General features: G+C 48.6%; 17 protein-coding genes. 5 read left to right on the top strand and 12 right to left on the bottom strand.

Annotated elements, in window-relative coordinates:
- Positions 1-6 precede the first annotated feature (6 nt).
- Both LCH85_13530 and LCH85_13535 read right to left on the bottom strand, forming a co-directional pair.
- Complete coding sequence (locus LCH85_13530; protein MCA0353011.1) at positions 7-786, bottom strand: sigma-70 family RNA polymerase sigma factor; 780 nt, start codon at positions 784-786, stop codon at positions 7-9.
- Between the two features lie 87 nt (positions 787-873).
- On the bottom strand, positions 874-3,480 hold the full coding sequence (locus tag LCH85_13535) for a CHAT domain-containing protein (GenBank protein ID MCA0353012.1): 2,607 nt from the start codon (positions 3,478-3,480) through the stop codon (positions 874-876).
- 166 nt (positions 3,481-3,646) lie between these two features.
- On the opposite strand from LCH85_13535, the gene LCH85_13540 reads away from it, so the two are divergent.
- Complete coding sequence (locus LCH85_13540) at positions 3,647-5,677, top strand: hypothetical protein (protein ID MCA0353013.1); 2,031 nt, start codon at positions 3,647-3,649, stop codon at positions 5,675-5,677.
- 63 nt (positions 5,678-5,740) lie between these two features.
- Here LCH85_13540 and LCH85_13545 read toward each other — a convergent pair whose 3' ends face one another.
- The 7 genes from LCH85_13545 to LCH85_13575 all read right to left on the bottom strand — a co-directional run bounded on the left by LCH85_13545 (position 5,741) and on the right by LCH85_13575 (position 14,792).
- Positions 5,741-6,445, bottom strand: a complete 705-nt coding sequence (locus tag LCH85_13545; GenBank protein MCA0353014.1) for a hypothetical protein — start codon at positions 6,443-6,445, stop codon at positions 5,741-5,743.
- Positions 6,446-6,663: 218 nt separating this feature from the next.
- Positions 6,664-7,704, bottom strand: coding sequence for an adenosine deaminase (add, locus tag LCH85_13550; protein MCA0353015.1), 1,041 nt, complete (start codon positions 7,702-7,704; stop codon positions 6,664-6,666).
- An 11-nt stretch (positions 7,705-7,715) separates the two neighbouring features.
- The gene (gene prfA / locus LCH85_13555; protein ID MCA0353016.1) at positions 7,716-8,801 is read right to left on the bottom strand and encodes a peptide chain release factor 1; all 1,086 of its coding nucleotides are present in this window, start codon (positions 8,799-8,801) and stop codon (positions 7,716-7,718) included.
- A gap of 201 nt (positions 8,802-9,002) precedes the next feature.
- On the bottom strand, positions 9,003-10,040 hold the full coding sequence (locus tag LCH85_13560; protein ID MCA0353017.1) for a hypothetical protein: 1,038 nt from the start codon (positions 10,038-10,040) through the stop codon (positions 9,003-9,005).
- Positions 10,041-10,238: 198 nt separating this feature from the next.
- Positions 10,239-11,015 carry a hypothetical protein gene (locus LCH85_13565; GenBank protein ID MCA0353018.1) on the bottom strand — a complete coding sequence of 259 codons (777 nt, stop codon included), beginning with the start codon at positions 11,013-11,015 and terminating at the stop codon, positions 10,239-10,241.
- 13 nt (positions 11,016-11,028) lie between these two features.
- Complete coding sequence (locus LCH85_13570) at positions 11,029-11,625, bottom strand: hypothetical protein (GenBank protein MCA0353019.1); 597 nt, start codon at positions 11,623-11,625, stop codon at positions 11,029-11,031.
- A gap of 11 nt (positions 11,626-11,636) precedes the next feature.
- Positions 11,637-14,792: a tetratricopeptide repeat protein gene (locus LCH85_13575; GenBank protein MCA0353020.1), complete on the bottom strand. Its 3,156-nt coding sequence runs from the start codon at positions 14,790-14,792 to the stop codon at positions 11,637-11,639.
- Between the two features lie 107 nt (positions 14,793-14,899).
- Between LCH85_13575 and LCH85_13580 the strand changes: the two genes are divergently transcribed.
- A complete protein-coding gene (locus LCH85_13580) occupies positions 14,900-15,511 on the top strand; it encodes an RNA polymerase sigma factor (protein ID MCA0353021.1) in 612 nt (203 codons plus the stop codon).
- Between the two features lie 209 nt (positions 15,512-15,720).
- Here the strand turns inward: LCH85_13580 and LCH85_13585 are convergent, their stop codons facing one another.
- Together LCH85_13585 and LCH85_13590 are read right to left on the bottom strand one after the other, a co-directional pair.
- Positions 15,721-17,796: a molybdopterin oxidoreductase family protein gene (locus tag LCH85_13585; protein MCA0353022.1), complete on the bottom strand. Its 2,076-nt coding sequence runs from the start codon at positions 17,794-17,796 to the stop codon at positions 15,721-15,723.
- Positions 17,797-17,834: 38 nt separating this feature from the next.
- The gene (locus LCH85_13590) at positions 17,835-18,818 is read right to left on the bottom strand and encodes a DNA cytosine methyltransferase (GenBank protein MCA0353023.1); all 984 of its coding nucleotides are present in this window, start codon (positions 18,816-18,818) and stop codon (positions 17,835-17,837) included.
- 89 nt (positions 18,819-18,907) lie between these two features.
- Here LCH85_13590 and LCH85_13595 point away from each other — a divergent pair, with 89 nt between their 5' ends.
- The 3 genes from LCH85_13595 to hflX all read left to right on the top strand — a co-directional run bounded on the left by LCH85_13595 (position 18,908) and on the right by hflX (position 21,823).
- Positions 18,908-19,204 (top strand): helix-turn-helix domain-containing protein, encoded by a 297-nt coding sequence (locus tag LCH85_13595; GenBank protein MCA0353024.1) that lies wholly within the window; start codon positions 18,908-18,910, stop codon positions 19,202-19,204.
- On the top strand, positions 19,197-20,297 hold the full coding sequence (locus LCH85_13600; GenBank protein MCA0353025.1) for a hypothetical protein: 1,101 nt from the start codon (positions 19,197-19,199) through the stop codon (positions 20,295-20,297). Before LCH85_13595 ends, LCH85_13600 begins: the two co-directional genes overlap by 8 nt.
- Before the next feature lie 191 nt (positions 20,298-20,488).
- Positions 20,489-21,823 carry a GTPase HflX gene (gene hflX / locus LCH85_13605; GenBank protein MCA0353026.1) on the top strand — a complete coding sequence of 445 codons (1,335 nt, stop codon included), beginning with the start codon at positions 20,489-20,491 and terminating at the stop codon, positions 21,821-21,823.
- Positions 21,824-22,018: 195 nt separating this feature from the next.
- Here the strand turns inward: hflX and LCH85_13610 are convergent, their stop codons facing one another.
- On the bottom strand, positions 22,019-22,372 hold the full coding sequence (locus LCH85_13610) for a response regulator (GenBank protein MCA0353027.1): 354 nt from the start codon (positions 22,370-22,372) through the stop codon (positions 22,019-22,021).
- Between the last annotated feature and the right edge of the window lie 73 nt (positions 22,373-22,445).

The raw sequence follows: 22,445 nt of genomic DNA on the forward strand, positions 1-22,445 counted from the left end.
AAATAGTTATTCGTAAGCAATCCCTAGATCGGTGGCAACAGCTTGCCAGCGAGGATCGTCACGCAACCGCTTGATTGCTCGGCTGCGCAGGGTATGCACATGGCTTACGGTAGTTTCCAACGTCCGGCTAATCGCATTGTCATCAAGGCCAGTGATATATTTGAGCCACAATGCGGCTAATTGATTGTGTGAACGTGGGTGTTCACGTAGATAGGCATTTAAACAGGCTGAGATTCGCTCCTTGGTTTCATGTTGAATCACCACCGTTGCGGGAGCGATGCTTTGGGTGTCTTCCAATACATCGTAACGGTTTTGACCCTCATCATTCATACTCGGTTGATCTAATGAATCAGCGGGATATTTTGTCCAACGGCGTAAGCTGCGCAAGGCATTGTTCATTTGTAAACGCACAAACTCCCAAAATGCGCCAGGCTTGCGGCAATCGTCAAAATGTTTGAGGACACGTTCGATCGTAGCTTGGGCGATTTCCTCGGCTGGTTCAAAACGTTTAAGCATGGCATAGCTATAGACCATGCGGAAAAGCTCCGTATAGCCATCCTCGCGCCGACTTAAGCCTTCGCGCCCAGAACAGGCATCGTATAACGACACCATGTAGGTGCAAATCAAGGCTTGATCAAGGGTTCCTTGAAAATCGGTCGCGCGACGGCGCACAGTTCGTTGTACCAGCTCGTCGATTGAGAGCAGTGTCCATCCATATTTTTTGATGAGAAGAGTTGCACGTTCGGTATAGAGCTGCTCGCTATCAGATAATTGGGTCTCGAACATGGTGCGCACCTTTGCTTTCAGGCGGATGCTTCGAGAAGCATCGTAAACAGTTATACAATGGTCGAACGAACAATGGCGACTTACACTTTAGGCTTTGCCAATCACCATAAAGCCAGCCCAAAAGCGCGGGTCTGCCAAGGGGCTTTCGCTGTGCTGGCCGTCTGGTTCAAGCGGAATTGCGCTAGCTGGTAGCTGCCAAAGCTGGAACTGTTTAATAATATCAGCCCGCGTCAAGTCGCGTACAGCAATCACGGCGTGTTTAAGTGCTATGGCAATCCGTATTCCGGCCTGCAATTCACGGTAAAAGCGATCCATCACGAACAACGCCGCGACATCCGAGGCGTTCCACAACGAGCAGAGCAAACTACGGGTTCCGGCATATAAAAATGCCCGTTGCAAGCCATATTGATCATCGCTGACAGCCACAAAACTGCGCCCGCTGACGCAAGCGCTCAGCACCACCAAATCTGTGTCGATTTCAACCTGATCCATAATTGTTTGGGCGCTCAGCGTTTCGTGGCCAAGAATCAGATGTGAGTTTAACGGTTGTTGGGCATCGTACACACAGTGCGAGGCAATGTGAATAATTCGCGCATCGTGGGCATAGCGCAAAAATTGATCGGTGGCTAATGCGCCTGTCCAAGCCTGCCCACCCACTAATTTGGCAATTTCTTGGGCTTCGTGTTCAGCATAGGTCAGGGCTTCGGCTCCAATGCTGTTGTAACCAAAACAATAATGCTCAGTTTGGCTGCTGGCGGCGCGACCTAGGGCATAACGCACCAAAATAGTGGCACTCGGAGCCAAGGCGATCGCCGGGTTTTCATCGCGCACCAACCAATTGCCGTCGCTGGTTTGCAAAGCCATAAATGGCACATCGTGCAGCGGACCATGCGGCACAACATACACTAAATCAACCGTTGCCAACATGGCTTCGTATGGCTCAATCAAGGCTTGCGAAATTGCCTTCAAAATCCGTGGTTGCAGCAAGCGATGATGCCCACCATGGCCGCGCGTCAGATTCAGTGGATTAAAGCTATGCTGCTGAATTGTGGCGTTGTTGGCCGTAATTGCTACGCTATACAAGGCTGGATCAAGGCTGAAATGATGTAGAATTGGCGATTTACGTTCGGCCAACGCTGCCAAGAAACGCAATGATCGACCCAATACGCCAACCGTAAAGTATTCGATCACCGCTGTGCGTTGGTCAAGTTGGGCTTGAATTTCGGCCAAATTGGCACATTGCTGCGAAAGCTCAATTGCGGTACTTTCATCGCCAGCTTGCAGCGCATCGAGGAAGGCTCGCGAACGTGCTCGCTCGATATAATTGACTGCTTGAGCCGCATCGCCGCGCTCGATGCACAACACAACCATATGCTCATAAACCTGTTGGGCCGTGCTAATTAAGCCCAATTTCGTATCTTCATCGCCGAACGAGGTGCGTAAATCTTCAATAATTGCGATTGATTCGGCAAACGCTGCAAATGCTGCATCAATTGCTCCGCTCCGCCGTTCAGCATCGCCGCGCTGATTGAGAATGAGGGCTAATTCATGGCGATTGTTGTGTTGGCGGGCCAAGGCCTCGGCTTGGGCATAAATTTCCAAGGCCGCTTGATAATCGTGCATACTGCAATAGAGCAAGCCCAAAAATGCCAATGAATCGCGCAGGCTATCATCATTGGGCACAACGCTGGCCCGCGCCGCCTCAATACTAATTTGATACGCTTGTTCGCTGGCCGGCAAATCGCCTGCTAAATGCTTCAAAAAGCCAATATGCCAATACAAATTGGCCAAATCGCCGATTGTATCGAGGGTTTCATAGAGCGCTGCCGAGCGTGAAAAATAGCTATCGGCCTCATCCCAACGGCACAAATAGAGCAAATTCGAGCCAACTTCGTAGAGCGCATGAGCCTCGCGATAGCGATTGCCGGCCCGTTGCAAGGCTTCGAGCGCTTGCAAACTTAGCTCCAAGGCATATTCTGGGCGTTGCAATTGATTGGATAAAATGCTCTGATTGAGCAAACTATGGCCTTGATACAGCCAATTTTGCACGTGCTGAGCGTGTTGATGTTGCTCAATATAATGTTGAATTGCCTGATCGTAGGCTCCGCGAAACCATGCTAACGTGCCCATACTGTTGATCACCATCGGCACTAAATCGGCTTCGAGCTGGATATCATCGCGTAATTGTTGTAATAAGCTTTGGGCGGTATCATACTGGCGTTCAAGCCGCATGGTGATAATCGCCTTGTAGAGCATTAGTAGTTGCTGTTGGCGCAGATTGGCGTGTGGAATGCTGGTGGCTTTTTCGAGCACTGCGGCGATGGTTGACCAATCGCGGCGAGCCGAAAGCACTTCCAAATATTCCTCAAGGTAGTAGAGCCAGCGTTGTAGCTCAAATTGCCAGGCCTCAGCCTCTAGACGATTGAGTTGTTGCTGGCTATACTCAAAGGCGGCAGCAAAGACTTCGTGCTCACGATAGGGTCGTTCATTTAAGCTGGGTGCTTCGCGGAGTTGATACCAACCATGATGGGGGTGTTCGATAACCAAGGCACTTTGCCAAAAACGTTCGATCTGTTCGGGTGAATAAGGCGTTAGGCTAGCCAACTGAGCCGAATCACACCAACGCAGGAGCCAGATGTAAGAAGTAAGTGCCGGTGTAACCGTTGATTCGAAGGCATCATCAAGTAAAACCATACCATCACCCTTGGTGTATGCAACGCCATCCAGCATGCCTAGGTTTGTGAGAGGCCAGGCAAACTATCCGCGTAATTGAAGCAACATTCTAGTGCTACTATACTCGATTTTGATCGGCTTTGCTACCAGAGTAGCCCTTGTTTTGTGACATTGGGGGAATGCGATCATGTCCACACCACATGCCCAAGTTTATTTCAACCGCTACAATCTTTTTAACACTACGCCCAACCCAGCCCCAAGCGGCAATACCGATTGGTACACCAACCAACCAATTATGCAACTGAGCAACCCGCAATTGACCCAACGCGTGCCAAGCCAAACAGCGTTGCTGACCAATTGGTCGTTGCCAAGCGCCAATTTGCTCGGACTGCAAGACCTCAATTGGGCTTTTTGTGTTTATGATCTTCAACAACAATTAGCTACGAGCGCCAGTGCCGATGATTTGCCAAATGCGCCGCTGGCCTATGCCCAAGTCCAAGCAACCCACAATACCACCCAAAGCACGACTGCAACCAAAGTTTGTTTATTTAATGTGTTAGTGGCGATCGAATGGGTGCCGAGTGCCAATGAACTCAATCAATTGCAATGGGCTTTTCGGCGAGCCTCTGATTTCTTGTTCGATGTGAGCAACGGCACGATGGCTTTTGGTCAGGTGGTTTTTGGCGGCGTGCAGCATATGCGAGCTGCCGATATTCAAATTCTAGCTTCAAACCGCTATCACCCCCGCAGTTGGCGCGAAGGCCTCTACACCGATGCCAAGCATATGCCGATTCGCTTGGGGCGTGGTATGTGGGAGCGCCAAGGCAGCTTTAGTATTCCTTGGCACGAGCCAGAAGGCTATCGCGTGATTGTCCACGAATGGATGCATTACGCAATTGGCTTGCGCGATCAATATATTAATTCAAATAATGCTGAGCACCCAGATTTGGCCTTGCCTTCGTTCAACCCAACGGCTGAGTCGATTATGGCCCACTTGGTTGGTTCGAGCGAAGTGATGCGCATTGAGGGTGGCGATGATGTTTGGCAGCCATTTCGCGCCCAAACTGGCGCTGGTTTGCCCTATAGCGCTATGGCAACGGCCCCATTTGATCAGCCACGAGTCGGCCCCGAACGCCTGCCTTTGCCACTGCCGTTGTTTCAGCATAGTTTTGGCAGCAATCCAACTGCTGAAGTGATCAGCTTACCAATTGCTGAAACGCCATTGGCTGGACTCAAGCATGGCTGGGTGTATGTGTTGCGCGGCAGCCTGAACGATCCCAGCACAATTATTCCTCAGGGTAGCCTTGATTCACGGGTGAATTCGCAGGGTTTCAAGTTGCTGGGCGCAAATTCCGATGATTATGTGGTGGTAATTGGCGATCAAGCGAATGGTTCCACGGCGGTCTATGTCGCGCAGCTTGAGGGTAATCCACCTGAATGCAACTGGCTTGAATGCACGCCCAGTCAATTTCCGCTGGTGGCGGTGATGCCCTATGGCTCAGTAACGCAAGGCTCGTATAGCGTCAAAGTTGTAACTGAATCGGGCCTAACTCCAACGGCGATTTATGTTGCCGCTGCTGGCGAGCAAACCGCCTATGCCGTTGATGTCAATGGTGTAGTCAGTAATTTGCCCTCGCTTGATGGCACAGCCTTGCTGGTTTTTGAAGGCCAAACTGGGATTCAACTGGCTGTCGCAGCCTATTCTGAGGGCGGCAATCCACCTAGCCACAATCCAACCGCGCCGATTCCATTAACTGCTGGCTCCTCGGAAGGCAACTTGATGGTCTTTTTCAATCAAGCCGCCGAAAGCCGTGCCAGCGAGCTTAACCATTTACGGGTGATTACCACCACAATGTATGGTTCATGTAGTAATTTGCCCAATGCCACTGGTGGCGCTCTAAGTCGTGGCTATATTTTTGCCTTGGCGAGCAATGCCGCCTTGCCCAGCGATGTGGGTGCGAGTGTGCCACTCAAGCCAACTCTGGTGTTGAACTACGATAATGCAGCCTTGCTCAGCCTTGGTACAACCGCTGGAATCGCTGGAGTTTTGAAGGTGTACAGTGCTAATGGAGCCACGCCGCAAGCCGAAGCTTCCAAGCATTTTGTTGATCGTGGGTATGTGGCTTTGGCATTGAACGCTACCAGTGCTAGCGGTTTATTCGCTAGCAACCCAACGCCTGAATTCTTCCGATTGTATGGCCAGCAATTTACCATCTAAACAGCATAAAGCGCCCATGATGTTGGTCATGGGCGCTCGGTTTATGCAGATTGTTGGCGAGATTTAGAGCGTGCGCACGCTCCGAACTGGCTCATTAGCCCCAAGCAAACTCATTGGCTGCTGCTGATTATTTGGATTATTGGGCTTACTGGCACTAGCAACTGTGCGTCGCAACCGCCATTGCAATGCGGCAATTTCTTCGGAGATCGCCCGCAAACTCTCGACCTCATCACGTAAATCCTCGACGACTGCTGAAGAACCAAACTCAACTCGCTGTGGTTCGCGCAACAGGCGGCGCGGGCGCTGCTGCGAAACATCGCCAAGTTGATCTTGCATCGTACCCAACAAACTCATTAAATAGGCCCATGATTCGTTTTCTTGCTGACTGACTTGCTTTGAATGTTGGCGGCGTTCGTTCATCCAGCCATCAAGTTGGCAATGTAAATTGTTCAGCCGATTATCAAGGTGCTCGATCAGCGGGCGACTAAAATCGGCAGGCTGAGCCGCTAATTTGGCAACCGTAGCCGGAAACGAAGTGTGCAGGGTTTCCAATTGGTCTTGTAAATGACCAAGCGATGAGCCGAGTTGGGCTTGACGACGTGCCACCACTTCTTGCTCGCCCAAAACATCGCTTAACAACGCCTTGAGTTGCTGGGTTTCTTGCTTAGCGCGATGTTCTTGCTGGCCCAGTAAATGCGGCACAAACCACAAAAGCAGTACCGCCAAGAGCAATAATGCTCCACTCATCAATAAAAAGACAATCTGCATAACCAACCTCCATAGCAATAGCATCTGGCTTCATTATAGAAAAAAGCCTGCTCGCTGAGAGGATGCAGGGGTTACAGCTTGATGACAGGTCTGTAAAGTCAAAAGGCAGAAATCAAAAGACAAAATGATCAATAAAGCGCACGAACGACGAAAGCGCGAAGCGCACGAGAACTGGGTATCCCAACGTTCGTGCGCTGCGCGGTTAACGTTAAAAAGGGCTATAAATCGAGTTCACGCCGCAGTTGGGCTTGTTGTTGATCAAATTCTTGGAGCAATTGTTGGCGCTGTTCGGCGGGCAAGAAGGCGGCTTTGGCGCTTTGGCGGGCCACTTTACAAATATCATCAACTGTGAAATCGTAGCGTTCGGCGGCCAGCAAAAACTCGCCAGTCACCGTCGTATCGAACAAGACTGGATCATCGGAGTTGAGGGTGATTGGCAAACCAGCATCGAGCATTTGGCGTAAGGGATGCTGATCGAACGAAGCGATCACGCCAGTCCGAATATTGCTGGTTGGGCAAACATCAAAGGTAATATCACCACGGCGAGCCAGAAATTGGGTTAATTCGGCATCCTCAAGCACCCGAAAGCCATGGCCAATTCGATCTACGCCCAGCATTTCGACCGCGCCGCGCACGCTGTTGGCTCCAGCGACCTCGCCAGCATGAGCCATAACGTGTAGCCCAACCGCCTTGGCCAAGGCAAAAACCTCAACAAACGGCTCAGGTGGATAGTTGGCCTCATCGCCGCCAATTGAAAAAGCTACGACCCCATATTGCATGCCAGCTTGCGCCAACTCGACCGCTCGGAGGGCTTGATCAAGGCTAAACTGCCGGCCAAAATCGAAAGCTGGCCGGCAAACAATGCCTGTCTCGCGCTCAGCACGAGCAAACCCAGCCGCAACACCACCAAGAATCTCATCGAAATCCATGTTGCGGAGCATGTGCTGAGCAGGCGAGAGCATTACTTCGGCATACCGCACCTGCTGCTGAGCCAAATCGATTGCTAATTCATAGGCAACCCGCTCAAAATCCTCACCGTGGATCAAACAACGAGCACAGGTGCGATACACATCCAAAAAACCTAGGAAGTGTTCATATTGAAACATGCGCTCGACCCCGGCCAAATCGCTAGCAGGCAGACTAATGCCATTTTTCGTCGCCAGCTCCAAAAGCGTCTTGGGGGTAATCGAGCCTTCTAAGTGAACATGAAGCTCACATTTGGGCATGCGGCGAATAAATTCAGCAAGCGGCGAGTGCATGCAACAAACTCCTAGGCTCCCATACCCAAGGCCTTAAGCCGTTCGGCGTTGTCGAAGGTAACCAGCGCATCGATCAAGCGATCAAGCGCTCCATCAAGCACAACCGGCAGGTTTGAGATGTTTTGGCCAATCCGATGATCGGTAATGCGGTCTTGAGGATAGTTGTAGGTGCGCATTTTTTCAGCTCGCTCACCGCTACCAACCTGAGCCAAGCGCGATTCCCCAAGCTCTTTTTGGCGTTTTTCTTGCTCACGCGCGTATAAGCGTGCCCGCAACACGTTCAAGGCACTTTCACGATTTTTAATTTGTGAACGAGTGTCTTGACAAACGACCACAATTTCTTCGGGTGTACCAGCCTTGTAGACGATCCGCACGGCTGAGTCGGTGGTGTTAACCCCTTGGCCACCGTGACCGCCTGAGCGATACACGTCGATGCGATAATCTTCTTGCTTGATTTCAACGGCAGTTTCTTCGACTTCGGGCAACACCGCCACCGTAATTGTGCTGGTATGAATCCGGCCACGAGCCTCAGTTGCTGGAACGCGTTGGACGCGATGCACACCGCCCTCATATTTAAGCCGACTCCAAGCACCTTGGCCTTGGACTTCAAAAATCACTTCTTTGAAGCCGCCGATACCGTTTTCGCTGAGCGACATGACTTCGGTTTTCCAGCCACGGGTTTCAGCATAGCGTTGGTACATGCGGTAGACATCGGCTCCAAATAAAGCTGCTTCATCACCACCTTCGCCTTGGCGAATTTCGATGATCACGTTCTTTTCGTCGTTGGGGTCGCGTGGCAACAGCAAAATCCGTACTTCAGCCCCAATTGCTTCCATGCGAGCCGAAAGCTCATCGATCTCCAATTGAGCCATTTCGCGCAGCTCAGGATCATTTTCCTCGCGCAAAAGGGCTTTGGCTTCTTCGACCGATTTCTCAGCTTGCATAAACTCGCGATACCGCCCAACTAATTCGCCAAGTTCGGTTTGTTCGCGGGCCAAGGTGGTTAAACGCACATGGTCGCTCAACACATCGGGCTGAGTCATCTCATCATTGAGTTCGATATATCGCGCCTCGACACGAGCGAGACGAGCTAAAATTTCTGGTTCCATAGTTGTATGGATGTTCCTTGTCTTGGTGGTGTATCTGCGCCATTATAGCATAAGGCGTTTACAAAGAGCATCGAACAAAGAACATCTAACATAGTAGAGGATGCGTGATTAATCCACGCAGGATATGAAGATCATTAAGTTGAGGATCTAGGCGATAGCCAAAAGCCTATCGCCTAATTAAGGCAAACCTTAGCGAATACCGAAGATCTTGACGATATGCGGCGTATCAATGATCACATGGGGCGCAATCGTATGATAGCCTAGGGCATGGACCCAAGCATTGCCTGTGCGGAGCGTCAAGACTGTTTTGATCATTCCTGCACCAAAATAGCTGATCAACACAAATATAATCGAGATCAATCCATTGGTTGGGGTGCTAAAATTTGTCCAAGCCTCGGCCATGTGAACGACGGCATAACTTACCCCACCCAGCAATACGGTTGTAATCGCTGAACCAGTAATTTTGAGAAAGCGCGGAATTAGAATTGAATAGATTAAGATCATGGTTGGTAAGACTGTTCCCAAGCCATAAATGACCAGTGAAAGTGGTAAGCCCAAGGCCAATTGACTAAAGCTTAGGCGATTGAGGCTTGTACCCAAGGTAGTTAGTTCAAACAGTGATTCCGAGATCGCAATTACGGCAATTACCAAAAAATCGTTGCGGCGATTAGTTGAGACTAAATTAAGTTGGACGGCGCTGTAGCGGCGGCGAAACCATAGATATGGAACGACTGCATAGAACCCAAAATTGTAGATGGCCCAACTCCATACTTCGGCAATCGATAAATCGCCATGCCCACCAACCAAGGTTCCCGCCAAGTGAAAACTAAACGGCTGAAAGCCTAACAGTGGCCCTAAAACCCATCCCAACGCCTGACCAAATACGGCATAAGCCACTAAACCAAGCGTTTCCCGCAGGGCTTGGCTACGTTCAGGGGCACGCGCCGCTACATCTATGACTGGGCGATTACGGGTCAGCATATAGCCCAAGCCCATCAGTACAAATATTTCTAGCATCATGACGCTTGGTACAAACATCTGAAGCACAAAGGGACTTCCCGCAAAGGCTGGTCGATCAAATGGTAGCGCACCATCGCTTAGAAGAATAATTAAACCATGGCCTATGATCCACAAAAAAATCGTTAATTGAACCCCACGATGACTTAATAGATTTAATAGCCATGATCGTTGGGCTTGGACTGGTTTAGTTGGCGCTTGAGTTGCCATTGTATTGCTCCTTATGAAACACAGATTTTATAGATTGACCATAAAGCCTGACACAATGGCAGAGTCAAGCAGCAATTATGAGGGATGAGGGATGAGGGATGAGGGATGAGGGATGAGGGATGACATTTTGCTGCAAAAGACATGAAGCGTCGTTTTCATGTCTTTTGCAGTTCGAACTAGCCGCTGGCTGCTCAAGCCCTAGATCAAACCAAACTCACGGGCTAATATTTGATCAAGCTGAGCCTCACCATAGGCTGGCACATACAAGGTGGCATAGGCCGAAACGTGCTGTTCAGCCAAATCTTTGAGCAGCACACGCCGAATGCTTGGTTCTTCAATTGGCAAAATTGCCGCTTGATAGATCGTCACTTCATGCTGAGCAGGGTAAAATGTTTGTAAATGGGCTACCAAACGGGCTAAGCCAGCCCGTGAATCAAGCTGATCGTGCACCACCTTGAAATAGCCAATCACTCCAATTTGCCATAAAACCAAGGGTGTGCTGGGGTCGAAGCGCCGTGGGCGTACCAAAAAATCGCTGGCCTCATAACTTTGATAGCCATGCAACCCTGGATCGATTGCCAAATCGGCAAACAAACAAGCCTCAGCTGAAATACCCGGCAATATGTTGACCCGTAGGCCTTCGCGCTGCCCGCGCTGCACCAAATCGCTGGTTGGGGTCACAAAGACGCTTGGATGGCCATAAAATGCCACACAAACCCGCAACCCCTGACAGACTGCGGCCCAAATATGCTCGACCATGGCTGCATAAACCTGCTCACGTGGCTGATCAGCTTGATAAAAATGCGCTAACGATTCGGCCTGCGGATTCAGCTTGTGAATCCATTCATCGGCCAGCGGATGCATCACCAAGTAAAAAGTTTGGTCGGCTTTGCTGATCCAGGCATGGGCTTCATTGGTTAAATGCGCGATCATGGTGATGCCTGTGCCAACAATTGTCAGCGAACCTTGTTTCACTGCTAATCCCATGCTATTGTGGTTGCTCATCGAAGGCTATTTCAAATAATGGTGGCTGATCATCTCTTTGGCGATGATAGACAAAATTCGTTAATTTTGTATGAACTGGGCGAGTTCTACCGACCAAAATATAATTATTGGCTGGAATATGTAACTCAATTGGGATATTGGCACAATTGTAGGTTGGTTGTTCGATTTGGTTTTTGCTGCGAATATAAAAAACCTGGGGAATATCATCAGGGTCGTTTGGGTCAACATAGCAAACATGTAAATCGAAATAAGGATTACCATTATCATCTTCGATCATATAGCTATGATTGAGCAGCCAACAGGTCACGTTATAATCTTTGGATTTATCGGCGGCTTCGATAAATACATTCATATACGATGAAACTGTGACCGGAACATCTTGATAAGCTTGGGTTTCTGTTTGGGCAACAGTGCCAACACTTCGCAAGGTCATCACGGTGGTAACTTCTTGAATTGGGTCTGCTTTGGCGAGTTTTTGCCCAAGCCCTAGTTGTTGCAAAAAGCCCTGAGGATTTTGCTTGAACGAGGCTAAACGGCTTGGGTCATCGACGAGGGTTTGGACGAAATCGACCATATCCATGAATATTCCTCCTAATAAACCGCAATACTCTGGCTTTGCTCAATTTGGGTTAAGCAAAGGGCTACATAGCGTTCAATTCCTGACAGTTCAACCTCAACCATCGGCCTGCTTTGGCCTGCGGAATGTTGGTGCAACTGTAAACGATTGAGCAAGCTTTTGGTTTCGGCGCTACAGGCTGGATGTTGGCTCAAGCTATGCCATAGTTTGAACCAATGGCTTGGCTCGCCATCGCAAACTGCCGCCCAAAATTGCAAAACCGTTGCATAACATTCGAGCAATAAGGGTATTTCTTGGCGTTGCTGGGCTACCATAATCGCCCGCGCTAACCATGGCTGCACATATTGAAAATTACGTTGCGCCAATTCGAGTTGGGCTAGGTGAATCGCCGCCCGCCCAATCATAGCCTCCACCCCAAGTTCTTGAAAAATGGCAAAGGCTTTATGCAAATAGCCCGCACTTTGGGAAAAATCTTCGCGGCGCAGCGCCAACATGCCCATTTGATCGCGAATTAATGCCTCGCCAAGCGGGGTCTTGAGTTGGTAGGCCAAATCAAGGCTGGCCTCAAAATGATGTTGCGCCAGATCATAATTGGCCTGCGCCAGCGCCACCACCCCCAAAAAGCGTTGACTATGGCATAAACCCCACAGATGTTTTTGGGCTTGATAGTGATCGCTACAGGTCTGAAAGGCTTGTTCGGCGGCTTGCCAATTGCCTTGCGCCAACAACACCGCGCCCATTGATAACCATGTATCGCTGACTTTAATTGGATCATTGACGTTTTCAGCTTGAGCCAAACAGCGTTGTAACAGATCAAGGGCGCGGGTATATTCGCCTCGGCGTTGGGTAATTACCCCAAGTTGCTTATAAATAAACAGCAATTCAGCTACATTCTGCAATTGCATTCGATACAAGATATCGATACACTGTTGTAATAATGCCTCAGAACGTGCTAATTCGCCCAAAATATAATGAAACTCGGCGTAGCATGAAACAATTCGCACTACAATTAAAACGATCTCAGTCTCAACATCCTGATGATCAAGTGTGCTTAATAACGCTGCGGCTGGAGCAAAAAGCTGTTGGCCTTCGATCTCACGGTTGCGAATTGCAAAGAAATCGTGTAAAGCAATACAATAATCGCCTAAAATGTGAATTTGTTGAGCTTGAACTGCCCAGAGCCAGCCACCCCGAATATTATCAAGCTCTTGTTCTAAGAGCATTAACCCTTGCTGGCTGGCGTTGCCATGAATTAATTGCTCTTGCTGACGGCTAAATTGGCCGAAGTAACGAGCATGGCGTTGATACAACGTTTGCTGATCGGCGGCCAAGCTTTGGAGTTTGGTTTGGGCAAATTGGTGCAGTAATGGATGTAAGGCATAGCGGGTTTGTTGTTGCAAAATTTCAAGCGTGAGCAACGATTTGGCGCGTAAATTGGCCAGCACGTTCAAATCGACCTCGGCAATGATTGTGGCGGTTTCAGCATTAAAGCTACTAGGAAATACCGCCAAGCGTGCTAAACAAGCCTGTTCATGTGGATCAAGCAATTGCCACGAATAATCAAATGCGGCCTGAATGCTGCGATGGCGGGTTGGAATATCGACTACATCGCTATGAAAAAGCTGCATGTCATTGCTGAGTGCTGCGACAATTTCATTGCCACTGCGAATCGTCATCCATGGGGCAATCAATTCAATTGCCAAGGGCAAGCCATGGACCATCTGGCAAATTTGGCCAATCGCTTGACGATCTGCATGGCCATAATCGGCTAAATCGCCCGATTTGCCTTGACGCTGCAAACAATGTACAAATAAATCGACCGCTGCAAAATGCTGAAGTTGCTCGGCCAACAACGGCGAATAGCCTGAATCATCATTAATCTGGGGATAGGCCAAGCCTGCTAATTCCAAGACATATTCGTTTTGCAGGCGCATGCGCTCACGTGAGCCAATAATGAAGCGTAATTGCGGAATATGTTGAATCAGACTGCTGAGGGCTAAGCGAGCGCTGGTTGCCAATAATTCGCCATTATCAATGATGATGATCAGTTCATGCTGTTGCAATTGGAGAATCAGGTGTTCAACCAGATCGTTGGTGCGTGGTGGTGGTAGGGTCAAAGCCTGCATAATTGCCAACAACACAGGTTCAGCATCCAATAGGCGCGGCTGTTGATCGGCGCTGACCAAGGAAATATAAAAAACTCCGTTGCTCGAAGCCCCTAAATATTCGTTGACCACCTTCCAGCCAAAGGTCAGAGCTAATTGGGTTTTGCCGCTACCGCCAGCGCCCATAATCGTCAGCAATTGGTTGCGTTCAGCCGCCAGCCAATGGGTGATGCGTTCTAGCTCGGCTTGGCGACCATAGAGCATTGGGGTTGGCCGAATCAAACGCTGCGGACGTTGGGCGGGTGTTGCCATAATCTGGCGTTGTAAAGCCTCGCTCGCTGGCTCGGGTTTTAATCCATACTCACGCTCTAAAACTTGTTCGAGCAGCCGATATTGGCGCAGGGCCGTGTGACGTTGGCCAGTGCGCATCAAGAGTAACATCAACTGGCGATGGGCGACCTCATCACATTCATCAAGCGTCACCAAGCGCTGAAGCCAACGAATTGCCTCGTTGTAGTTGCTTACCACGCTATAGCGTTCGATCAGGCGGCGAATCGCGACCAGGGCTTGTTGTCGCCAATATTCCACCTGTTGGAGTTGCCAGCTGCTGAAGCCATCGGCATCGCGGAGATAAAACCCATTGAGAAAATCGCCTTGATAGTGTTCGATCGCGCTGGCTAATTCGTTGGTTGGGCTAGCTGGGTTGTCGAAAATTTGGGTGCAATGCTGAAGGTCGAGCCAATAACGGGCTTGGGGGTGTAATCCGATCGTATGGCGCGTGACCTCAATAAACGGGTCCATCACTTTACGTAATTGATTGAGTGTGAGGCGTAAGTTGCCCGCTGTGCGTTCTGCCGATAAATCATTCCATAACAATTGTGCCAAAACCTCACGTTCGTGGGGGTAAGGATTGACTACAAGGTAGATCAGCAGTGCTTCCACTTTGCGCGTTGCCAGATCACTAATACGTTGATTGTCGATAAAGATCCGCAAGCCGCCAAAAACGTGAATCCGTAAACTTGGCACCGATTGAGCCGAATCATCAGGCTGATGCGTGACATTCACGGAGCTACATCTCCAATAAAACGATTTTGAAACGCTGGGCCGCTATGCTGTGAATTGTAGCAGACCTTGTAGCGGATATTCAATAGATAGTGAATGAAGGATGAGCTATGAACAGCGAAGTTCGGAATCAAAACCATCACAGCGAAACAGTGGCATTACAACTCGTCGAACAAATTTGCCGAGGCGAACATGCAGCCATTTGGGAGTTGTATAGTTTGTACCACACTGAACTGTCACAGCAATGTTTGGTTTGGATGCATGGCAATCCCCACGATGCCGATGAAGCATTAAGCCGTTTGGTGCTCAAAGCGTGGGAATCGTTGCCACGCCATGCCTATAAAATTACCAACGCCAAGGCTTGGCTCATGCGCATGGCCTACAACATTTGCATCGATATTCATCGCCAACAACAACGCGAACTCAAGCGGCTCCAACCGCTGGATAGCCTGCTGGGCAATGACGACAGCATGCCACATAGCGCAACGCCCTCGCCCGAAACGGCGTTGTTGAAGCGTGAAGTTTATGAAACGATCAATCAAGCCTTGCAAGCGTTATCGCCACGCTTGAATAGCACTTTTTCGTTATGGCTCTACAACGATATGTCGTGCGATGCGATTGCTCAGCATCAAGGAATTTCGTTGGCCAATGTCTATAAACGCTTGCAACAAGCCCGCGATATGCTGCAACCACAATTACGCCCAAGCACTGTTGAGGGGTGAACGAACATAGAGCAAAGAACATAGAGCATAGTTGAGATTAGGGGCTAGGGATCAGGGGTTGGGATTCAGGCCTTGTAAGTAGAAGTCTTCGTGTCCTTCGTGGTTTGGTAACCTGAACCCTAGCCCCTGATCCCTGATTCCTCGCCCATTCATGCTCTTCGTGGTTTTGGTAATCTGAACCCTAGCCCCTGACAGCTAACCCCTGATGCCTATCCAATGGCCTGAACTTCGACAATAATCCCATTCAAAGCGGCATTGCCACTTAGTGGATCGATTGCTTGATCATCGGTTAAATCGTTGATGCTGCTGCCAGCGTGGGCTTGGGCGATTTGGATTTTGGTATTAGGATAGCGATGCCCCCAGCCATGCGGCAAACTGACCACCCCAGGCATCATCAAATCGCTGACTTCCAGGGCAACCTCGATTGTGCCAACTCGTGAACTAAGTTTGACTTGCTGACCATGGTTCAGTTGGCGTTGCGCTGCATCAGCCGGATGGATTTGCAGAGTACAACGATCATCGCCTTTGACCAAGCGTTGGCTATTGTGCATCCATGAATTATTGCTGCGCAGTTGTCGGCGGCTAATTAAGCGCAGTTGCTTGGTTGGTGCTTGCTGTAACAATTCGGCTAGTCGATCCAAATCGTTGGCAATTGCTGGTGGCACAAGCTGAATCTGTTTATCTTCGGTGAAAAGCCGCTCTGGCAGGCGTGGTTGCAATGGCCCAAGATCGATGCCATGTGTTTGTTGGGCTAATTCGCTAAGTTGGATGGCATATGGCCCTGAGCGCAACCCACGCTCAAGCATGGCCTTTGGTGGGAAAATGCGCCCCTCTTTTTCGCTCATGCGCTGGGTTAATTCGCCGAAAATTTGCCAATCGTGACGAGCATCCTGATCGATCTCGAATAGCGCAGGGCTGTATTTAGCAGTGTTACGAATCGCCAAATTGTGAAATAGCACATCATAATGATCATGCTCTAAGGGCGAGCTTGGTGGCAAAATCAGGTGGGCATGGCGGGTGGTTTCATTCAAATAAAAATCAATCGAGAGCATAAATTCAAGCCCAGCCAAGGCTTGATCAAGCTGTTGACCATTGGGCGTAGAAAGCACTGGATTGCCTGCCGAGGTGATTAACCCACGGATTTGGCCTTCGCCTGGGGTTAAAATCTCTTCGGCCAAGGCAGCTGAGGGCAGTTCACCAGCAAATTCGGGCAGCTGGCGCACGCGGGTATGCCAACGCCCAACATTACCTTTGCTACCTAGGGGCAAGGTATCGAAGGCTGGAGTAGTAAACATCGAACCGCCTTCACGATCCAAGTTGCCAGTAATGATATTAAGTACCTGAATCAGCCACTGGCTGAGCGTGCCAAACTGCTGGACTGAAACCCCAATTCGGCCATAGCAAACAGCGCTGCTGGCATGGGCAAAATCGTGGGCTAATTGCAAAATCGTATCTGCAGCTACTCCCGTTGACTCGGCGACTGCCGCTGGGCTAAATCGTTCGAACAGCGATTCAAGCTGATCAAGCCCATTGGTAAAGCCAGCTAGCCGATCAGGATTAGCCCAACCTTCTTTGAGCATAGTATGAATCAGCGCTGCCAGCACCAAACCATCGCTACCAGGCTGAATAAAATAATGTTGATCGGCTAATTGCGCTGTTTCGCTTTGGCGTGGGTCAAACACCACAATTTGGCCGCCGCGCTGCTGAATTGCTTTCAAACGGCGTTTAATATCGGGGGCACTCATAATGCTACCATTTGAAACCGCTGGATTCGCCCCAAAAATCAACAAAAATTGAGTTCGATCTAAGTCAGGAACCGGCAACATTAATTGATGACCATACATGTGATAAACCACCAACTGATGCGGCAATTGATCGACCGAGCTAGCCGAGAAGCGATTTTTGGTGCGCAAACTGCGGACAAATGCGCCAGCACCTAAAGCCGTGCCCAGATTATGCACCGAAGGATTGCCCTGATAAATGGCAATTGCATCGGGGCCATAGCGAGCCTGAAGTTGTTTTAATTGGGTAGCAGCATAATCAAAAGCCTCGTCCCAACCAATCTGATGCCAACCGTCAGCTCGGCGTTGAAGCGGCTGGCGCAAGCGATCGGGGTCGTGATGAATATCGCCGAGGGCACTACCTTTGGGGCAAATATGCCCACGACTGAGCGGATCAGCCTGATCGCCCCGAATCTGCTTGACTGCATTGTCGGCGACTGTAATCGCCAAGCCACACATCGCCTCACAGAGCGGGCAGGTTCGATAATGAATTTGTTCAGTCATCGCTACGCCTCCTTGCGTTAGGCTCTTCGGTTAACTCGCTAAAAGTATTGTTTAATGGCTGCGCTAATAACTTGGGCCAAAATGGGAGGGACTGCGTTACCGATTTGAGCATATTGGCTTGACTTGGAACCTAAAAACTCGAATGAATCGGGAAAAGATTGGATTCGCGCAGATTCGCGAATATTAAGCCGTCGAACTCCCTCAACTTTGCCAACATAGGGCTTACCACCTTGGATCAAGTGCTGATGATAGGCTAAAAGAATACCGTGCGGGTCGAGAATGTGAGTTCGATTGCCGCCAGCCGTTGCAGGGATCGTTTGACTGGGGGTATTTGGATTGATAGGGCGGCCTTGACCATTTACCAACATTCCAGCCCAAGGGCTTGGTCGAAGCACAGGATTTTTGGCATAGGTGACAATTGCCTTGTTTGGTTCACAATCTGGCACATCAATTAATACTGTGCTTGAGTTAATATAGGGATTTGGGGCTGAAATACCATGAGTTGGGGCCGGAAATTGAAAATCAAGCTTTTTTTTAAATCCAATAAACAAGATTCTTTCGCGTTTTTGCGCAACACCGTAATCAGCAGCATTTACCTTTTTTATAGAAAGGTCATAACCTAAATCATTGAGTTGGTTGATAATTTTCTGGCTATAATCAGCATTTTTAGCCGCAATAAGCCCTGGAACATTTTCTAACAAAAATGCTTTAGGCTGGGCTTCGGTAATGGCCCGAATAAACTCTGGAATCATATCACGCCCATCAGATCCCGCTAATTGTTTTCCTGCAACCGAAAAAGGCTGGCATGGCGGGCCACCTGCCAGTAAATCAATGTTTTTAAATGCACGAAAATCTATTTCTCTTACATCACCAAAGAGTTTTGTACTGGGGAAATTGAGATGATGTGTTTGAGCAGCTGACTGATCGATCTCGCAAGCTGCAACAACATCCCAGCCTGCCCTTGTCAAACCTAAGGATAAACCGCCAGCGCCAGCAAAGAGATCGATTGCTTGAAGTTGCATAGAGTACCTAAAGTATGTTAATTTATGCCTGATAGGTATAGTTTTTGAAACATACCAGCAGAACGTTTGTTTGTCAAGCAGAGCAGATAATGTCAAATATTACCCCAAAACTCGATGCATTGCCTAGACTGCGCGTGAATGAATGCTTTATAACGCTGTTTGCTCCCCGAATCCGTGAACAGCGAATTACAAAGGGTTTAAGCCAGCACAGGCTATGTATTTGCCTGCAAACGTATGGTATTTATGTATCTCAAGGATATATCTCACGACTTGAATCAGGTCAGCGCAAAGATCCAAGTATCGCCATTATTATTGCCTTATCAATAATTCTTGATATTTCAATAGACCAGATCATTAATTTAACAAGGGATTTAATGAATGAATAGCTCAGATCAACGCGAACAGTACATTATAAAAGGATTGATTGAATTTATTACGGAGGTTCAACAAGGCTTATTTATTGCCGATGAAGAGTTACAATCAAAAATCGAAATCCTATTTAATACTAGAGCTTGGGGATTTCGTGAGGTTGTTTTAGTTGTCGCAGTTGCAACGTGGCTTGATCCGACATTTGATGCTTCGATTGATTTTTATGCATGTCATCCACGGCCATTGTATGAAAAAGCAATTCATTATGTACTGGATCTCTATGCAATACCTTGCCGCCAATCAGGCCCATTAAATGTTGCGAAAGGTGCAGAAGCCTTGAATGAGCAATGGGCTGCTCGACGTGAACCACAAGCTGTTGCAAATCAAGTAGTGTTGCTTGTACAATTAATAAAAAATATGGATGGAAAATCACTTCATAATTTTATAAAGCTTTTGCTGTATCGGTTTCTCCAAGAGGCTATTATTGTCCAAATTAGCTATGTTCAGCTTGAAATAAATGTTGATATCGAATATCTATATACAATTTGTAAAACGTTAATTGAGAAAACACCTGATGCTGGTAATACACCACAAAGAATTATCGGCTATTTATTATCAAGCTATCATGAAATTTTTGAGACGAGTATTTCTGTTTTTGGACATCTTAGTCATGCTTCAACTACAAGTACCACAAGTAATAAAATTGGCGATATAACCGAAATCAATAGCAAAGATATGCTGATAATTTATGAGATAACAGTGAAGAAATTTAATGATCAGCGGATTAGAGAGGCTTATAATGCGATTAAAGCCTACCAACAAAAATATACTTTTCGATTTTTAGAGCCAATCGAAATATTGGTGTTATGTCGTAAAAAAGATGCACCATTGTTTGAACATTCACCTCAAACATCAATCTACCTTGGTAAGATTCTATATCGTGATACGCTATTTCACTTTATTGATATCTACGAGTGGATTATGGCTCAATTATTACGCATGAATGAACCGATGCGGGTTGCATTTTTCAATCAACTTCAAGCATATATTGGCCATAAAAATACCAGCCGTGCAGTCAAAGAAGTCTGGGGTAACTTTTATCATTCATGAGCCATTATCGCATAGCAAAATCAGTCGTGCGAGGGATGAGCCATGGCCAAACCTATGCTAGAGTATCAGCAAAGAGCAACCACAGCGATTCCTTGGTGAAAGGCGGAACCCAAATGATAAAGATATGGTAAAAGAGCAGATTTGTTGTTTTGTAGTAAGCTACGCTGTGGTCACGAAATTTAAGGAGATCTATGAGTAATTCTGTCCGTGAACGGATGCATGTCACCGCCAAACCCAAGGAACGCGCCCTATTAGTCGGGGGCGATATCTATAACAATCGCGAAGCTTGGCACATCGACGATTCACTTGATGAATTGGCCTTGCTGGCTGATACCGCTGGTCTTGAGGTGGTAGGTACAGTTTCGCAAAAGCTTGATCATCCCAATCCTAAAACCTATATCGGGCCAGGTAAAGTGCGTGAAGTCGCTGATTTGCGTTCGGAAACGCCCTATGATGTGGTGATTTTCGATGAGGAGCTTTCGCCTTCGCAAGCCCGTAACCTCGAAGAAGCAATCAAAGTTAAAGTGATCGATCGCACAACCTTGATTTTGGATATTTTTGCCCAACACGCTCGCACCCGCGAAGGGAGCTTGCAGGTGGAGTTGGCGCAATACGATTATCTGTTACCGCGTTTGCGCCGCGCTTGGACTCACCTTGAGCGCCAATCTGGCGGCGGTGGCGGTGGTTCGGGGGTTGGGGTTGGTTTGCGCGGGCCTGGTGAAACCCAGCTCGAAAGTGACCAACGGATTATTGGCAAACGCATCGCCTTGTTAAAAGAACAATTGGCTGATGTGCATCGCCATCGCGAGTTGTATCGCCAAAACCGCCAAGAATCGGGCTTGCCAATTATCTCAGTGGTTGGCTACACCAACGCTGGCAAATCAACCTTGCTCAATCGTTTGGCTCAAGCCGATGTGCTGGCCGCCGATATGCTGTTTGCCACGCTTGACCCAACCACGCGCAAAGTGGCCTTGCCTGGCGGTCGCGCAGTCTTGATGACTGATACTGTCGGGTTTATTCAACGCTTACCAACTGCCTTAGTCGCAGCTTTCCGCGCAACCTTGGAAGAAATTGCCGAAGCCGATGTGTTGTTGCACGTTTTGGATCTGACCCATGCTAACGTTGAAGAACAATTTAAAACCGTGATCGATACGCTCAGCGAACTCAAAGTTCAGGATAAACCAATTCTGACCGTGTTCAACAAAATCGACAAGATTGATAGTCCCAGCGATACCGAAATTGTGCGCATGATCACCGAATTGGGCCTGCCGATCGATCGCTGGGTGGCGATTTCGGCCCAACAAAACATTGGAATTGAGCGCTTACAAACGGCGATTGAACAGATGTTGATGGAGCGTATGGTTAAATTTGAGGTCATGATTCCCTATCGCGCCAACGAGCTAGTGGCGCTTTGGCATGAACGTGGGATGATCGAAAGCGAGGAATTTGGAGCTGAAGGCACAACCTTACGTGGTGCAGTGCCCCGCCAATTTGCCCATCGCTTCGAGCCATATCGCGTCAAATAAGCCGATTCACATGCTGCTGTGTTAGATTAATCGTCGATCTAACACAGCATTTTTAATAATAATTCGCGACGGTTTGAAACCGCGAAGAACACGAAGGTCACGAAGATTTTTTAGCCACGAATAATCTTCTGATCCCTAGCCCCTGAGACCTGAACCCTGCTTCAACTATGTTCTATGTTCTTTGCTCTATGTTCTTTACTCTCCGAGCACATCGCTCACCGCCATCAACAATTGTTCACGGCGAAACGGCTTACGAATATACATCAACACATTGGGCGTGCCTGCCACGATGTAATGCGTCGAGGCCGACATCATAATGCGCGGAATCTGGCGTAGGCGAGGGTTGTGCTCAAGGCTGTGGCAAAACTCATGGCCTCGCATATCGGGCAGCAATTCATCAATTAATAACAGGTCGGGGATGCTTGTTTCAAGCAGCAGCAGCGCTTGGCCGACGCTTGAGGCAATTAAAATTGTATAATCAGCGCCCAAGAAATGGCGAATCAAGGCGCAAACCGTGGTATCGTCATCAACAGCAAGAATGGTTGGCATGGAAACCCTTCATAACAATGGTAGTGTGATCGATCAGCTTCAACGATGGGACAACCGCGATCGGTACAAAGGA

This window comes from Chloroflexota bacterium (assembly GCA_020161265.1).
Lineage (GTDB): Bacteria > Chloroflexota > Chloroflexia > Chloroflexales > Herpetosiphonaceae > Herpetosiphon.

Coding starts and splice junctions, on each gene's coding strand:
- LCH85_13530 (MCA0353011.1), bottom strand. CDS start 786: ATGTTCGAGACCCAATTATCTGATAGCGAGCAGCTCTATACCGAACGT.
- LCH85_13535 (MCA0353012.1), bottom strand. CDS start 3,480: ATGGTTTTACTTGATGATGCCTTCGAATCAACGGTTACACCGGCACTT.
- LCH85_13540 (MCA0353013.1), top strand. CDS start 3,647: ATGTCCACACCACATGCCCAAGTTTATTTCAACCGCTACAATCTTTTT.
- LCH85_13545 (MCA0353014.1), bottom strand. CDS start 6,445: ATGCAGATTGTCTTTTTATTGATGAGTGGAGCATTATTGCTCTTGGCG.
- add (MCA0353015.1), bottom strand. CDS start 7,704: ATGCACTCGCCGCTTGCTGAATTTATTCGCCGCATGCCCAAATGTGAG.
- LCH85_13560 (MCA0353017.1), bottom strand. CDS start 10,040: ATGGCAACTCAAGCGCCAACTAAACCAGTCCAAGCCCAACGATCATGG.
- LCH85_13570 (MCA0353019.1), bottom strand. CDS start 11,625: ATGGATATGGTCGATTTCGTCCAAACCCTCGTCGATGACCCAAGCCGT.
- LCH85_13580 (MCA0353021.1), top strand. CDS start 14,900: ATGAACAGCGAAGTTCGGAATCAAAACCATCACAGCGAAACAGTGGCA.
- LCH85_13585 (MCA0353022.1), bottom strand. CDS start 17,796: ATGACTGAACAAATTCATTATCGAACCTGCCCGCTCTGTGAGGCGATG.
- LCH85_13590 (MCA0353023.1), bottom strand. CDS start 18,818: ATGCAACTTCAAGCAATCGATCTCTTTGCTGGCGCTGGCGGTTTATCC.
- LCH85_13595 (MCA0353024.1), top strand. CDS start 18,908: ATGTCAAATATTACCCCAAAACTCGATGCATTGCCTAGACTGCGCGTG.
- LCH85_13600 (MCA0353025.1), top strand. CDS start 19,197: ATGAATAGCTCAGATCAACGCGAACAGTACATTATAAAAGGATTGATT.
- hflX (MCA0353026.1), top strand. CDS start 20,489: ATGAGTAATTCTGTCCGTGAACGGATGCATGTCACCGCCAAACCCAAG.
- LCH85_13610 (MCA0353027.1), bottom strand. CDS start 22,372: ATGCCAACCATTCTTGCTGTTGATGACGATACCACGGTTTGCGCCTTG.